This is a genomic window from Streptomyces sp. NPDC047130, assembly GCF_040643475.1.
Classification (GTDB): domain Bacteria; phylum Actinomycetota; class Actinomycetes; order Streptomycetales; family Streptomycetaceae; genus Streptomyces.
On the sequence record NZ_JBEYUK010000003.1, the window covers coordinates 296,555 to 310,686 of the forward strand.

Here is a 14,132-nt window from a genome sequence, read left to right on the forward strand (position 1 = left end):
GGCGACTGGGCGGCTGGACGGCTGGACGGCTGGGTGACTGGGCGGGTCAGGCGTCCGGGATGGCTCCGGGGAAGGCGATGCCCACCTCGTGGGCGAGCCGGGCGGCGGCGTGGCGGAAGAAGGCGGCGCGGTCCTCGACCACCCGGTGGAACTGGCCGAACAGCTCGAAGCCGATCAGGCCGAACAGCTCCGCCCAGGCCGCCACCAGTGCCACCACGGTCTCCGGCGGCAGGTCGGGCGCAAGGTCGGCGGTCATCCGTACGGCCTCGGGGCGCAGCCCTTCCGGAAGCGGCGTGCGGGACAGCCCGGCGGGTCCGCGGTGGGCGTCGCGGGCGATGCCGATGAGCAGCAGCCCGACCCGCGAGGCGGCCGGCACGGTGGTCTGCGGCGCGCGGTAACCGGGGACCGGGGTGCCGTAGATCAGTGCGTATTCGTGCGGGTGGGCGAGGGCCCACCCGCGCACCGCCTCACAGACGGCGGTCCACCGGACGAGCGGTGACGCGTCCGGGACCGCGGCCGCCTTCGCCTCCGCCGCCTCCGCGGCGGCGCCGAGCGAGTCGTAGGCGTCGACGATCAGGGCGGTGAGGAGGTCGTCACGGCTCGGGAAGTAGCGGTAGACGGCCGAGGAGGCCATTCCCAACTCCCGGGCGACCGCCCTGAGGGAGAGCTCGGCCGCCCCCTCGTCGGCCAGCTGCCGTCGCGCCTCGTCCTTGATGGCGGCGGTGATCTCTCGGCGGGCCCGCGCCCGTACGCCTTCGGTTGCGCTCATGATCCGAGTGTGGCACAGAACGAGAGCGGCGCACACGGTTGCGAGCGGTGCACTCAAACAAGAGCGCTGCACAAAAACGTGAGCGCCGCTCTTGCATCGGCACACCGATCACGCGCACACTGTCCTCAAGCGAGAGCACCGCTCTCTTTTATCGAAGGGGCACGCCATGCAGAACGCCGACCAGCGGACGCCCAGGACCACGCACTCGCCCTCGCACTCGCCCTCGCCTTCGCCCACTCATACGCCCTACTACCTGAAGGCGGGCCCCTTCGCCGCGCGCCTCAACTCCGTCGTCGGCCGGCTCGCCCGGCACGGCGTCAGCCTGATGGGCAGCGCCGAACTCTCGGTGCGGGGCCGGAGGAGCGGTGCCATGCAGCGCATCCCGGTCAACCCGTACCTGCTCGACGGCGAGCAGTACCTGGTGTCGGCCCGCGGCCACTCCCAGTGGGTGCGCAACATGCGCGCGGCCGGCGGTGGGGAGCTGCGGGTCGGCCGGAAGGTCCGCCGGTTCACCGCCACCGAGCTGCCCGACGACCGGAAGCTCGCGGTCCTGCGCGGTTACCTCGACAAGTGGGGCTGGGAGGTCAACCGGTACTTCCGGGGGGTCACCGCCGATTCCACCGACGAGGAACTGCTCGCCGCCGCCCCCGACCACCCCGTCTTCCGCATCACGGTCACCTCCTGAGGCCCACGAAGTCCCCCGACCCGCGGATCCCCGGGCACCGTGTGCGCCGTGGGCGGCCCTGGGCGCCGTGGGCACCCGGCAACGCCGGCCGGCAGCAGCTCACCACCGCACGGCCGCACCACCGCACGGCCACGCGGCCGCACAGCCGCACCGCCGCACCACCGCACGGCCACGCGGCCGCACAGCCGCACCGCCGCACCACCGCCCGGCCGCCCCTCACCGTTCCAGCGCCACCAGCACCCGCTGCGCCAGGGGGTGGGAGCGGACGATCTCCGTGAGCGTGGTCGCCCCCCGGGTGATGTCGGCGAACGCCCGCCAGGCGGGCCGGAACCCGGTGAGCGCGGCGTGGAACAGTCCGGGCCTGCGCTCGAAGACGGCCAGCAGCTTCCGTCCGACGCTCATCTCCACGCCCAGCCCGGCCTTGACCGCGAAGGCGTAGTTGAGGGATTCGCGCCGCACGTCCACGGCGTCGTGGGCCTCGGCGATCCGTACCGCCCATTCGCCGGCCAGCCGTCCGGAGCGCAGCGCGTAGGAGATGCCCTCGCGGGTCCACGGTTCCAGCAGTCCGGCGGCGTCGCCGCAGACGAGTACCCGGCCGCGGGAGAGCGGGGAGTCGTCGGTGCGGCAGCGGGTGAGGTGGCCGGAGGAGACGGACGGTTCGAAGCCGGCCAGGCCGAGGCGGCCGATGAACTCCTCCAGGTAGCGCTTGGTCGCGGCGCCTTCGCCGCGGGCGCAGATCACGCCGACCGTGAGGGTGTCGCCCTTGGGGAACACCCAGCCGTAACTTCCGGGCAGGGGGCCCCAGTCGATCAGGACGCGTCCCCGCCAGTCCTCGGCGACGGTCTCGGGCACCGGGATCTCGGCCTCCAGGCCGAGATCCACCTGGCCGACCTTGACGCCGACGTGGGCGCCCGTCCGTCCGGCGCTGCCGTCCGCGCCGACCACCGCGCGGGCCAGCAGCGTCTCACCGCCCTGGAGCACCACGGCCACCGTCCGGCGGTCGGGCACGGTCGGGCCGTGCTGCTCCAGGCGGGAGACCGTGACGCCGGTGCGCAGTTCGGCTCCCGCCTTCTGCGCGCTCTCGACCAGGCGGTTGTCGAACTCGGCGCGGTTGACGAGCCCGAAGAGCATGCGGCGCGACCGGCGGGTGCGGGTGAAGCGGCCGTTGTGGGAGAAGGTGACGGCCTGCACCCGGTCCTGGAACGGCACTTCGAAGCCGGGCGGCATGGCGTCACGGGACGGGCCGATGATGCCGCCTCCGCAGGTCTTGTACCGGGGCAGTTCGGCCTTCTCCAGCAGGAGCACGCTCCGTCCGGCGACCGCCGCGGCGTAGGCGGCGGAGGCTCCCGCCGGGCCCGCGCCCACCACGACGACGTCCCAGACGCGCCCCTGGTCACCGGACGCCCCCGCCGGGTCCTCCGGCCCCGCGGGCGTCCCGGCCGCGCCGGCGCCCAGCTCGCCGTTCTCCTCCTGCTTGCCGCTCTCGCCGTTCTCGCCGCTCACAATCGTCCACCGCTCCCGATCACCGTCACGATGATGCCTGCCGAACCGTCCCCGGCATACTACGGCGGCGATCGCCGCAGGCCACTGTGGGAGTATCGACGCTGCGGACCGCGGAACCAGACGCCCCGTCCGCATCCCCGCGAGCGGGCCGCGCCCTGCGAGGACCGCGGCACGGGGCCTGTCCGTCCGGATCCGGACGGACAGGGAAGACGTCAGTCCCGAGACCTTACGAGGAGCCCCGCCCATGTCGTCGAACCCGGTCGCCGCGACCGTCGCCTCGCTGATGCCGAGGGCGAAGGAGGAACTCGCCGAGCTGGTCGCCTTCAGGTCGGTCGCCGACTTCGAGCAGTTCCCGCGCAGCGAGAGCGAGGGCGCCGCGAACTGGGTGGCCGACGCCCTGCGCGCCGAGGGCTTCGAGGACGTCGCGCTGCTCGACACCCCGGACGGCACGCAGTCCGTGTACGGCTGCCTGCCCGGGCCCGAGGGTTCCCGGACCGTCCTCCTCTACGCGCACTACGACGTCCAGCCCCCGCTGGACGAGGCGGCCTGGGTGACGCCCCCGTTCGAGCTGACGGAACGTGACGGACGCTGGTACGGGCGCGGCGCTGCCGACTGCAAGGGCGGCGTGATCATGCACCTGCTGGCGCTGCGCGCGCTGAAGGCGAACGGCGGGGTGCCGGTCACCGTGAAGGTGATCGCGGAGGGTTCCGAGGAACAGGGCACCGGCGGTCTGGAGCGGTACGCCGAGCAGCACCCCGAACTGCTGGCCGCCGACGCCGTGGTGATCGGCGACTCGGGCAACTTCCGGGTGGGTCTGCCCACCGTGACGACCACGCTGCGCGGCATGACGCTGGTGCGGATCCAGGTGGACACCCTGCAGGGCAACCTGCACTCGGGCCAGTTCGGCGGCGCCGCGCCGGACGCGCTGGCGGCGCTGATCCGCGTCCTGGACTCGCTGCGCGCCGAGGACGGCTCCACGACGGTGGACGGCCTGTCCGGCGAGGCGGTCTGGGACGGCCTGCAGTACGACGAGGAGCAGTTCCGCGCCGACGCCAAGGTGCTGGACGGTGTGGAGCTGATCGGTTCCGGCACGGTCGCCGACCGGATCTGGTCGCGGCCGGCGGTCACCGTCCTCGGCATCGACTGCCCGCCGGTGGTGGGTGCCACGCCGTCGGTGCAGGCGAGCGCCCGGGCGCTGGTGAGCCTTCGGGTGCCGCCGGGCGTGGACGCCGAGAAGGCCGCCGAGCTGCTGCAGGCGCACCTGGAGAGCCGCACGCCGTGGGGCGCCCGGGTGGCCGTCGACCGGATCGGCCAGGGGCAGCCGTTCCGCGCGGACGCCGGCAGCCCGGCGTACACGGCGATGGCGCGGGCGATGGCCGAGGCGTACCCCGGCCAGGAGATGCAGTTCGCCGGGCAGGGCGGCTCGATCCCGCTCTGCAACACCCTCGGCACGCTCTACCCGGAGGCGGAGATCCTGCTGATCGGCCTCAGCGAGCCCGAGGCGCAGATCCACGCGCCGAACGAGAGCGTCTCGCCCGAGGAGCTGGAGCGGCTGTCGGTCGCCGAGGCCCTCTTCCTGCGGGAGTACGCGGCCGGCTGACGACGCCCGCCGAAGCCCCGCCGAAAGGCCCGCCGAAGCCCCGCCGAAAGACCCGCCGAATCTCACGGCAGCCCTACCGCGGCCACCACCGGCAGCCGGACGTCGGCCCCACCGCAGTCCCACCTCGGCCGCTCCTCGCCCCGCGCACGGAACGAGGAGCGGCCGAGCCCGGGGTCAGCCCACCGGCTCTCCCGCCTCCAGGTACATCGCCGAGCCCCTCTCCCGGGCCCGCAGCGCCCAGTGGAGGCGCCGGAACCGCACCGGCGGCAGCATGTCGGCGGCCTCCGTCTCGGTGACGAACCGCCAGCCGCGCAGTTCCGGGCCCGGCAGCAGCACCCGGCCGGCGTCCTCGCCGTCGAGCCGTCCGCCGTCGAAGAGGAACCGCAGCCCTCCGTAGCCGGGGGGCTGGGGGGACTCCCAGTCCACCACCAGCAGCCGGGGTTCGCCGGCCAGCCGCAGCCCGGTCTCCTCGGCCACCTCGCGCACCCCCGCCTGCGCGGGCGCCTCGCCCCGCTCGACCACGCCGCCGGGGAACTCCCAGCCGGGCTTGTAGGTGGGGTCGACCAGCAGGAACCGGTCCTGCTGGTCGAAGAGCAGCACGCCGGAGGCCACCGTCTCGGCCTTCGGCTCGGGGGTCTGCACGATGTCGCAGGCGGCGGCATCCCCGTTGCCCACCGCCCGGGCTATCCGCTCGGCGGTCTGCCGGGGGGTGAGCGGGCCGTTGTCCACGGGGTGCGCGTCGGCGGCCAGCCAGGAGCCGAGGGCGGCCCGGTACGGCTCGACGTGGTCGTCCCGCCACTGGCGGACGCGACGCTCGGTGTCGGGCGGGCCCGCCGGGTCGTCGGCCGCAGCGATCCGCTGCCGGAGAATCGTTTCGGCCGGGGTGAGCAGCACGTGCCGGACCGGGATCCTGCGCGCCGCCAGACCGCCGAAGATCTCGTCGCGGTACTCCTGGCGCAGCAGGGTCATGGGAACGATCAGGGTGCCTCCGAGCTCCGACAGCATCGCGGCCGCGGTGTCCACCACCAGCCGCCGCCAGATCGGCAGATCCTGGAAATCGTCGACCCCGGCAAGGTGCTTGGGCGGGAGCATGCGGGTCAGCGCACCCCCGACCACCTCGGGATCGAAGAGCGCGCTGTCGGGCATCAGGTCCAGCAGTTCCCTAGCGGTGCTGGACTTGCCCGCGCCGAACGCGCCGTTGATCCAGACGATCACTGTTCCCCCTCTTCTCCGGATCTTCGTCCTCTCCGGACGACTGTCACGTGCCCGCCCCACACTGCACCGGAAACCAGCTGCAGTTGAGGGGGCAAAAGGGGGTGCACGGGGGAGCACGGTGGCGGCGGGAGAGCCGGGTGACGGGCTCCGCCGCGCGGGCGGGGAGCGGCCCGGGGGCGGAGCGTCCGGGACGGCGGGGACGGGCGTCGGAGGGCGGGCGTCGGAGGGCGGGCGTCAGAGGGCGGGCCACACGCCGGCGTCGGGGGCCGGGAGTGCCTCGAGGGTGTCCAGGGCGCGCAGGTCCTCCAGGCCCTCGAGGTACGCCTCTCCCTCGTGGACGGTGGTGTCGGCGGACGGTCCGAAGATCTCGTGGCGGGCGATGCTGTCGTCGCCGGTGAGCTCCTCCACGGTGGTGTGCACGTCCTCGACGGGGCGTTCCAGCTCCTCCCCCTCCGCGTGGGAGGGGGTGACCGCCGCGAGGACGCACCCGGCGGCGAAGGAGGCGATGGCGAGCATGCTGCGCTTCTTCATGCCGCTACAACAGCGCAGCGGGCGCCTGGGTCACCGCGACACGCCCGCGGGACACGGACTCGGTCGACATCGGTCACGACCCAACGCCCCGCGTCCCCGAAAGCGACACCGACCGACAATCCCGGACGCGTACCGCCCCGAGTCACCCCTGCAGCCGTCCCAGCCCCGCCGCCGCGGCGCCTATCAGGCCGGCGTCGGCACCGGTCGAGGCCGGCAGGACCCTGAGGTTCCTGGTGAACGACAGCGTCGCGTACTCCGGGAGGGCCGCGCGCAGCGGGGCGAACAGGACCTCGCCGGCCTCGGCCACTCCCCCGCCGACGACCGCGACCTCTATCTCCACCAGGGCCCCCACCGCGGCGATCGCGGCGGCCAGGGCGCGTCCGGCGCGGGCGAAGGAGGCCACCGCCGCCGGGTGTCCGGCCCGTGCCGCGGCGGCCACGGCGACGGCCGACACGTCCTCGCCGGGCCCCGGGCGCCAGCCGTTCTCGAACGCCCGCCGGGCGATGACCGGCCCGCGCGCCAGGCCCTCGACGCAGCCGCGCGCGCCGCAGGGGCAGGGATCGCCGTCGAGGTCGACGCTGATGTGCCCGATGTGGCCGGCGTTGCCGGTGGGACCCGGCCGGACCCGCCCGCCGAGCACCAGGCCGCCTCCCACGCCGGTGGAGACCACCATGCACAGGGCGTCGGAGGCGTCCCGCGCCGCGCCCACCCAGTGCTCGGCGGCCGCGACGGCGGCTCCGTCGCCGATCAGTTCCACGGGCAGCCCGCCGGTCAGTTCCCGCACCCGGTCACGCAGCGGACAGCCGCGCCAGGCGGGGATGTTGACGGGTGAGACGGTGCCGGCGGCGCGGTCCACCGGGCCCGCGCTGCCGATGCCCACCGCCCGCACCGACGGCCAGAGCGGGGACGCCCGGAGTTCGCCGAGCACCGCGGCCACGGCGGCCATCACGGTCTCGCCGTCCGGCGTCGCGGGGGTGGGCCGCCGCGCGCGCAGCAGGACGCGTCCGTCGGTGTCCACCACCGCGCCGGCGATCTTGGTTCCCCCGATGTCGAGGGCGGCCACGGGGCCGGCGGGCGGGAGGGCGGTCGGCGTCGACGTCATGTCCCCTGCTTTCCTGCGATGTCCCTGCCTGACAACGATGTCCAGACTCTATGCTCGTCGCCGCACGCCGCCCCATCCGCCCCTCAGGACAGGACTCAGCGCATCGTGACCCTGACCGACGGCCGTCCGGCCACCCGCTACGGCAGCCGTCCCACGATGAAGGACGTGGCGAGCCGCGCGGGGGTGGGGCTGAAGACGGTGTCGCGGGTGGTGAACGGGGAGCCCGGCGTGACGTCGGAGACCCGCAGGCGGGTGCAGGACGCGATAGAGGCCCTGGGGTTCCGCCGCAACGACAGTGCCCGGGTGCTGCGCAAGGGCCGCACCGCCACCGTGGGGCTGATCCTCGAGGACCTGGCCGACCCCTTCTACGGGCCGCTGTCCCGCGCGGTGGAGGAGGTGGCGCGGGCCCACGACACGTTGCTGATCAACGGTTCCAGCGCCCAGGACCCGCTGCGTGAGCGGGAGTTGGCGCTGGCGCTGTGCGCCCGCCGGGTGGACGGCCTGCTGGTGGTCCCGGCGGGGACCGACCACGCGTACCTGGAGCCGGAGATGCGCGCCGGGATCGCGACGGTGTTCGTGGACCGGCCGGCCCGCGGAGTCGAGGCCGACACGGTGCTCAGCGACAACCACGGCGGCGCGCGGTCCGGGGTGGCCCACCTGATCGCCCACGGGCACCGGCGGATCGGCTACATCGGGGACGTCACGGGCATCCACACGGCCGCGGAGCGGCTGCGCGGCTACCGTTCGGCGATGGCGCAGGCCGGGCTGCCGGTGCGGCCCGGCTGGGTGTCCGTGGGGAGCACCGCCCCGGAGCGGGTGCGGCGGGAGGCCGAGCGGATGCTGGGCGGTTCCGAGCCGGTGACGGCCCTGCTGACCGGGAACAACCGGGTGACGGTCACGGTGGTCCGGGTGCTCGCCGAGCGGGAGGGGCGCGCCCCGGGGGCCCCGGCGGCGCCGGTGGCCCTGGTGGGCTTCGACGACTTCGAACTGGCCGACCTGCTGCGGCCGGCGGTCACCGTGGTGGCGCAGGATCCCGCGGGTATCGGCCGGGTGGCGGCGCGCCGGCTGTTCGCACGGCTGGACCAGCCGGGGCTGGTCCCCACCGTGGTGGAGCTGACGACCCGTCTGGTGGTGCGCGGGTCCGGGGAACTGCCGCCGGCCGGCTGAGCCCACGGCGGCTATCGTGCCGCCCCGGGCCGGGCGTAGGCCTCGATCCGGGGCCGGGTGAGTCCGGTCCGTTGCGTCACCGCGTCGGCGTCGAAGGCCCCGCAGTCGAGGCCGCGGAGCAGGAAGCCGGCCAGGGCGCGGGCGGTGGCGGGTTCGTCGAGGACGTCGCCGGACGTGCGGGCGGCGTAGCGGGCGAGGCGTTCCGCGGCGCGGTCGAACCCTTCGAGGTGGAAGGCGAACACGGCGGCGTAGCGGGTGGGGAGGTGGCCGGGGTGCATGTCCCAGCCCTGGTGGTAGGCGCGGGCCAGGGCCCGGCGGGTGAGCCGGTGGTGGAGCCGCCAGGCCTCGTGCACCTGCTCGGTGCCGCCGACCGGCAGCACGTTGGTGGAGCCGTCGCTGACCCGTACGCCGGTGCCGGCGGCGGCCACCTGCATCACGGCCTTGGCGTGGTCGGCCACCGGGTGGTCGCTCGCCTGGTGGGCGGCGGAGACGCCGAGGGCCGCGCTGTAGTCGAAGGTGCCGTAGTGCAGGCCGGTGGCGCGTCCCTCGGCGGCGTGGATCATGCGGGCGACGGTGGCGGCGCCGTCGGGGCCGAGGACGGCCTGGCTGGTCTCCACCTGGATCTCGAAGCCGAGCCGCCCGGGCTCGAGGCCGAGGGCCTTCTCGCACTCCTCCAGCAGCCGGACCATGGCGGTCACCTGGTCGGCGGAGGTGACCTTGGGCAGGGTCAGCAGCAGGCCGTCCGGCAGCGGGCCGTGTTCCAGCAGGGTGGTGAGGAAGACGTCCAGGGTGCGGATGCCGCGGCGGCGGACGGGGGCCTCCAGGCACTTCATCCGGATGCCGGCGAACGGGGGTGCGGCGCCCTCGCGCCGGGCCCGGGCGAGCAGGTGTGCGGCGCGGGCGGCGTGCGCGTCCTCCTCGGCGTCGGGGCGCGGGCCGTAGCCGTCCTCGAAGTCGATGCGGAGGTCCTCGACGGGTTCGCGTTCGAGCTTGGCGCGGACCCGGGTGTACACCGGCTCGGCGAGGTCGGCGGGCAGGCCGAGCACGGTGGCGAAGGCGCCGGCGTCGGGGGCGTGCCGGTCGAGGGCGGCGAGCGCGCGGTCGCCCCAGTCGCGCGGTGTCCGGGCGGTGAACTCGTCGGCGGGCACGTACACGGTGTGGACGGGCTGCCGGGTGCCGGGGTCGCCGGGGTAGCGGCGCGCCAGGTCGGCGTCGACGGGGGCGAGCAGCGCGTCGAGCCGGTCGTGGACCGCGCCCGGCAGAGAGGTCGGCACGTCCGGGCTCATGCGGGGCGCCCCTTCCGGCCCTCGCGGGCCTTCGGCATCCGGTCCCGGCGGATCGCCGCGACCGGTCGTTTCAACAGATCGTTGAACCCGCCGGGAGGCTAACCGCCCGTCCGGGGCCGGTCAACAGGGTCCCGGGCGCACCGGGCCGGGGTACGGCACGAGGGGCCCGCGGCCGGTGTTCCGGCCGCGGGCCCCTCGGGTGCCCTGTGCGGTGATCAGGCCTTGCGGGCCTTGATCTCCTCGGTGAGCTGCGGGACGACCTGGAACAGGTCGCCCACGACGCCGTAGTCGGCGAGCTCGAAGATCGGGGCCTCGGCGTCCTTGTTGACGGCCACGATGGTCTTCGAGGTCTGCATGCCGGCGCGGTGCTGGATGGCGCCGGAGATGCCGTTGGCGATGTACAGCTGCGGCGACACCGACTTGCCGGTCTGGCCGACCTGGTTGGTGTGCGGGTACCAGCCGGCGTCGACGGCGGCACGGGACGCGCCCACCGCGGCGCCGAGCTCGTCGGCCAGCGCCTCGATGATCGCGAAGTTCTCCGCGCCGTTCACGCCGCGGCCGCCGGAGACCACGATGGCGGCCTCGGTCAGCTCGGGGCGCCCGGTCGACTCGCGCGGGGTGCGGGAGACGATCTTGGTGCCGGTGGCGAGGGCGGAGAAGGTCACCGAGAGCTCCTCGACCGCGCCGGCGGCCGGGGCGGCCTCGACCGGGGCCGAGTTCGGCTTGACGGTGATGACCGGGGTGCCCTTGGACACCACGGACTTGGTGGTGAAGGAGGCGGCGAACACCGACTGGGTGGCGACCGGGCCGTCGGAGCCGGCCTCGACGTCGATGGCGTCGGTGATGATGCCGGAGCCGATGCGCAGCGCCAGGCGGGCCGCGATCTCCTTGGTGTCGGCGGAGGTCGGCAGCAGCACCGCGGCCGGGGACACGGCGTCGTAGGCGGCCTGCAGGGCGTCGACCTTCGGGACGACCAGGTAGTCGGCGAGCTCGGCGGACTCGTTGGTGAGGACCTTCACCGCGCCGTGCTCGGCGAGGGTGGCGGCGGTGGCCGCGGCGCCGGCGCCCAGGGCGACGGCGACCGGCTCGCCGATGCGGCGGGCGAGGGTCAGGACCTCGAGGGTGGGCTTGCGGACGGCACCGTCGACGTGGTCGACGTAGACGAGAACTTCAGCCATGGGAATGCTCTCCTGCGGATTGCGAAGTCTGAGGGGCGGTCAGCTGGGGCGGGATCAGATGAACTTCTGGCCCGCGAGGAACTCGGCGAGCTGCTTGCCGCCCTCGCCCTCGTCCTTGACGATCGTGCCGGCGGTGCGGGCCGGACGCTCGGTGGCGGACTCGACCTTGGTGAACGCGCCCTCCAGGCCGACCTCCTCGGCCTCGATGTCGAGGTCGGAGAGGTCCCAGGACTCGACCGGCTTCTTCTTGGCGGCCATGATGCCCTTGAAGGACGGGTAGCGCGCCTCGCCCGACTGGTCGGTGACGGAGACGACGGCCGGGAGGGAGGCCTCGAGCTGCTCGGAGGCGGCGTCGCCGTCGCGGCGGCCGGTGACCTTGCCGTCCTCGACCGCGATCTCGGAGAGCAGGGTGACCTGCGGGACGCCCAGGCGCTCGGCGACCAGCGCGGGCACGATGCCCATCGTGCCGTCGGTGGAGGCCATGCCGGAGATGACCACGTCGTAGCCGGCCTTCTCGATCGCCTTGGCGAGCACCAGGGAGGTGCCGATGGCGTCGGTGCCGTGCAGGTCGTCGTCCTCGACGTGGATGGCCTTGTCGGCGCCCATGGACAGCGCCTTGCGCAGGGCGTCCTTGGCGTCCTCGGGGCCGACCGTGAGCACGGTGACCTCGGCGTCGTCGGCGTTCTCGGCGATCTGCAGCGCCTGCTCGACGGCGTACTCGTCGAGCTCCGACAGCAGACCGTCGACGTCGTCGCGGTCGACGGTCAGGTCGTCGGCGAAGTGCCGGTCGCCGGTGGCGTCGGGCACGTACTTCACAGTGACAACGATCCTCAAGCTCACGCCGGCTCTCCTACTGCATCGTCATGTCGGGCTGCTTCCTGCCACGCAGCATATGCGTCCGAAGCCGCCACTTCCGTCCGGGGAGTGTCTGTCCCCCGACGAATAAATTACTCGCCAGTAGTACACCCGGTCACACCGGCCTAAGCAAGCGCTTTGCAGTGTGACCTGCGTAACGCTCCGTAACGACCGGTCGGTCAGCCCCGCGGGTCCGCGTCACGGAGACCGCTGTACCGGCCCTGGTGGTACAGCAGTGGCCGGCCGTCGCCGGCGGGGTCCCCGGCCGTCACCTCGGCCACCACCAGCCGGTGGTCCCCCGCGGGCACGCGCGCGACGGGGCGGCAGACCAGCCAGGCGACGACGTCGTCGAGCAGCGGCACCCCGCCGGGGCCCTCGCGCCAGGCGGTCGGCGGGGCGAACCGGTCGGCGCCGCTGCGGGCGAAGGTCGCCGCGAGGTCCGCCTGGTGCTCGCCGAGTATGTGGACGCCGACGTACTCCGCCCGGGCGACGGCGGGCCAGCAGGAGGAGTGCTCGCTGATGCCGAACGAGACCAGGGCGGGTTCCGCGGAGACCGAGGTGAGGGAGGTGGCCGTGAAGCCGTACGGGCGGCCCTGGTGACCGGCGGTGATCACCGCCACGCCGGCGGCGTGCCGCCGGAAGACGGAACGCAGCAGCTCGGAGGGCGCCTGGCCGTCTCCGGCGGGCACGCGGGACACGGCGGGCCGGGGCCCGGCCGCGGGGCCGGCGCCCGCGGGCACCGCGCCCGCACTCCCGCCGTTCACCGGCCGCGCCGTCGTGGACCGGGCCGCCATGGATTCGACCGTCACCGGGCCGTCCTTCCTCATGTCGCCTCTCCGAGGGATATCGCCTCTCCGAGAGCGGCGATCACATCGGCCTTGCGGGGCACTCCGGCGGCCCGGCGCACCACGCGGCGCTCCGCGTCGAGCACCAGCGTGGTCGGAGTGGACTCGACCTCCAGCGCGCGGACCAGCGCGAGGTGCGCCTCCGCGTCGACCTCCACGTGGGTCACGCCGGGCACCATCGCGGCCACCTCGGCGAGCACCCGCCGCGTCGCGCGGCAGGGCGCGCAGAAGGCGGTGGAGAACTGCAGCAGCGTCGCCCGCGCCCCGGCCCGGCCGCCCAGCACGCCGGCGCCCGGCACATCGGCGCCGAGCACGTCGGCGCCGAGCCCGTCGGCGCCGGGCACGTCGGTGTCGTTCCGTGGCCCGTCGTGGCGCCCGCTCACCCGCACTCCTCCGCTCCGCCGCCGTCGCGGCGTCCCCCATCATCACCTGTCCGTCACTGCCAGCGGTGGGCGGGGGGTGAAGATTCCCCGGTCAGGGGCACTTTAGGGCGACGTGACGAGGATCTCCTCGGCGTCGGGCACTTCGTCTGGTCGTTTACCCGTTCTTGGGGCACGATCTCTACGCGTCCGTAAGTTACGGCCGCGTAGGTTGCTTCGGCCAGGAGTGGTAACCCTTTCCCTGGCAGTCACACAGAGAAGGGGGCTCGTCCCACCCATGGCAGAGCTCGTCTACCGTCCCGTCATCGGCCTCGCCCTGTCACTGTTCAAGGCGTGGGACCTGAAGATCGACCTCCGGGGCGCGGAGAACATACCCCGGTCGGGCGGCGCGGTACTGGCCAGCAACCACATCAGCTACCTCGACTTCATCTTCGACGGGTACGCCGCCCGTCCGAGCAAGCGGCTGGTGCGGTTCATGGCCAAGGACTCGGTCTTCCGTCACAAGGTGTCCGGCCCCCTGATGCGCGGCATGCGGCACATTCCGGTGGACCGCCGCAAGGGCGAGGCGGCCTACGCGCACGCGCTCGACTCGCTGCGCTCGGGCGAGGTGGTCGGCATCTTCCCCGAGGCCACGATCTCCCAGTCGTTCTGCCTGAAGGAGTTCAAGTCGGGCGCCGCGCGCCTGGCCCAGGAGTCCGGCGTGCCGCTGATCCCGATGGCGCTGTGGGGCACCCAGCGGCTGTGGACCAAGGGACGCAAGCGCGACTTCAGCCGGAGCCACACGCCGGTGACCATCCGGGTCGGCAAGCCGATCGACACCGCCGACGCGTCGACCGAGGAGCTGACCGGGCGGCTGAAGAGCCACGTGCAGGAGCTGCTGGACGACGCCCGGCGCGACTATCCGGACAGCCCTGCCGGGCCCGAGGACTCCTGGTGGCTGCCGGCCCACCTCGGCGGCACCGCGCCCACGCCCGAGGAGGTCGCCCGCCGCGAGGAGCGCTGACCGGCGCTCCCCC

The 14,132-nt window shown here is 74.1% G+C and carries 14 protein-coding genes; 4 read left to right on the plus strand and 10 right to left on the minus strand.

From position 1 onward, the window contains the following. Nucleotides 1-46: 46 nt before the first annotated feature. A complete protein-coding gene (locus ABZ836_RS06470; RefSeq protein WP_361139926.1) occupies nucleotides 47-769 on the minus strand; it encodes a TetR/AcrR family transcriptional regulator in 723 nt (240 codons plus the stop codon). A gap of 166 nt (nucleotides 770-935) precedes the next feature. Here ABZ836_RS06470 and ABZ836_RS06475 point away from each other — a divergent pair, with 166 nt between their 5' ends. Continuing rightward, nucleotides 936-1,454 carry a nitroreductase family deazaflavin-dependent oxidoreductase gene (locus tag ABZ836_RS06475; protein ID WP_361139929.1) on the plus strand — a complete coding sequence of 173 codons (519 nt, stop codon included), beginning with the start codon at nucleotides 936-938 and terminating at the stop codon, nucleotides 1,452-1,454. A gap of 216 nt (nucleotides 1,455-1,670) precedes the next feature. On the opposite strand, the gene ABZ836_RS06480 is transcribed toward ABZ836_RS06475, so the two are convergent. Beyond that, a complete protein-coding gene (locus tag ABZ836_RS06480) occupies nucleotides 1,671-2,822 on the minus strand; it encodes a geranylgeranyl reductase family protein (protein ID WP_356128388.1) in 1,152 nt (383 codons plus the stop codon). A gap of 379 nt (nucleotides 2,823-3,201) precedes the next feature. On the opposite strand from ABZ836_RS06480, the gene ABZ836_RS06485 reads away from it, so the two are divergent. Then, the gene (locus ABZ836_RS06485; RefSeq protein ID WP_356127865.1) at nucleotides 3,202-4,557 is read left to right on the plus strand and encodes a dipeptidase; all 1,356 of its coding nucleotides are present in this window, start codon (nucleotides 3,202-3,204) and stop codon (nucleotides 4,555-4,557) included. Between the two features lie 174 nt (nucleotides 4,558-4,731). On the opposite strand, the gene ABZ836_RS06490 is transcribed toward ABZ836_RS06485, so the two are convergent. The 3 genes from ABZ836_RS06490 to ABZ836_RS06500 all read right to left on the minus strand — a co-directional run bounded on the left by ABZ836_RS06490 (nucleotide 4,732) and on the right by ABZ836_RS06500 (nucleotide 7,405). Continuing rightward, nucleotides 4,732-5,772: an NUDIX domain-containing protein gene (locus tag ABZ836_RS06490; protein ID WP_356127868.1), complete on the minus strand. Its 1,041-nt coding sequence runs from the start codon at nucleotides 5,770-5,772 to the stop codon at nucleotides 4,732-4,734. A 234-nt stretch (nucleotides 5,773-6,006) separates the two neighbouring features. Further along, the gene (locus ABZ836_RS06495; RefSeq protein ID WP_361140308.1) at nucleotides 6,007-6,303 is read right to left on the minus strand and encodes a hypothetical protein; all 297 of its coding nucleotides are present in this window, start codon (nucleotides 6,301-6,303) and stop codon (nucleotides 6,007-6,009) included. A gap of 142 nt (nucleotides 6,304-6,445) precedes the next feature. After that, nucleotides 6,446-7,405, minus strand: a complete 960-nt coding sequence (locus tag ABZ836_RS06500; RefSeq protein WP_361139933.1) for an ROK family protein — start codon at nucleotides 7,403-7,405, stop codon at nucleotides 6,446-6,448. A 156-nt stretch (nucleotides 7,406-7,561) separates the two neighbouring features. Here ABZ836_RS06500 and ABZ836_RS06505 point away from each other — a divergent pair, with 156 nt between their 5' ends. Continuing rightward, a complete protein-coding gene (locus ABZ836_RS06505) occupies nucleotides 7,562-8,572 on the plus strand; it encodes a LacI family DNA-binding transcriptional regulator (RefSeq protein ID WP_361140287.1) in 1,011 nt (336 codons plus the stop codon). A gap of 11 nt (nucleotides 8,573-8,583) precedes the next feature. Here the strand turns inward: ABZ836_RS06505 and ABZ836_RS06510 are convergent, their stop codons facing one another. The 5 genes from ABZ836_RS06510 to ABZ836_RS06530 all read right to left on the minus strand — a co-directional run bounded on the left by ABZ836_RS06510 (nucleotide 8,584) and on the right by ABZ836_RS06530 (nucleotide 13,119). Beyond that, nucleotides 8,584-9,858 (minus strand): aldolase/citrate lyase family protein, encoded by a 1,275-nt coding sequence (locus ABZ836_RS06510; RefSeq protein ID WP_361139936.1) that lies wholly within the window; start codon nucleotides 9,856-9,858, stop codon nucleotides 8,584-8,586. A gap of 215 nt (nucleotides 9,859-10,073) precedes the next feature. Continuing rightward, nucleotides 10,074-11,036 (minus strand): electron transfer flavoprotein subunit alpha/FixB family protein, encoded by a 963-nt coding sequence (locus tag ABZ836_RS06515; protein ID WP_356127876.1) that lies wholly within the window; start codon nucleotides 11,034-11,036, stop codon nucleotides 10,074-10,076. Nucleotides 11,037-11,090: 54 nt separating this feature from the next. Then, entirely contained in the window at nucleotides 11,091-11,876 is a 786-nt protein-coding gene (locus tag ABZ836_RS06520) for an electron transfer flavoprotein subunit beta/FixA family protein (RefSeq protein ID WP_356127879.1), read from the minus strand. Between the two features lie 194 nt (nucleotides 11,877-12,070). Next, nucleotides 12,071-12,700: a flavin reductase family protein gene (locus tag ABZ836_RS06525; protein WP_361139940.1), complete on the minus strand. Its 630-nt coding sequence runs from the start codon at nucleotides 12,698-12,700 to the stop codon at nucleotides 12,071-12,073. Between the two features lie 14 nt (nucleotides 12,701-12,714). Further along, on the minus strand, nucleotides 12,715-13,119 hold the full coding sequence (locus tag ABZ836_RS06530) for a thioredoxin family protein (protein ID WP_361139943.1): 405 nt from the start codon (nucleotides 13,117-13,119) through the stop codon (nucleotides 12,715-12,717). 274 nt (nucleotides 13,120-13,393) lie between these two features. Here ABZ836_RS06530 and ABZ836_RS06535 point away from each other — a divergent pair, with 274 nt between their 5' ends. Further along, the gene (locus tag ABZ836_RS06535) at nucleotides 13,394-14,119 is read left to right on the plus strand and encodes a lysophospholipid acyltransferase family protein (RefSeq protein ID WP_361139945.1); all 726 of its coding nucleotides are present in this window, start codon (nucleotides 13,394-13,396) and stop codon (nucleotides 14,117-14,119) included. Nucleotides 14,120-14,132: the final 13 nt, after the last annotated feature.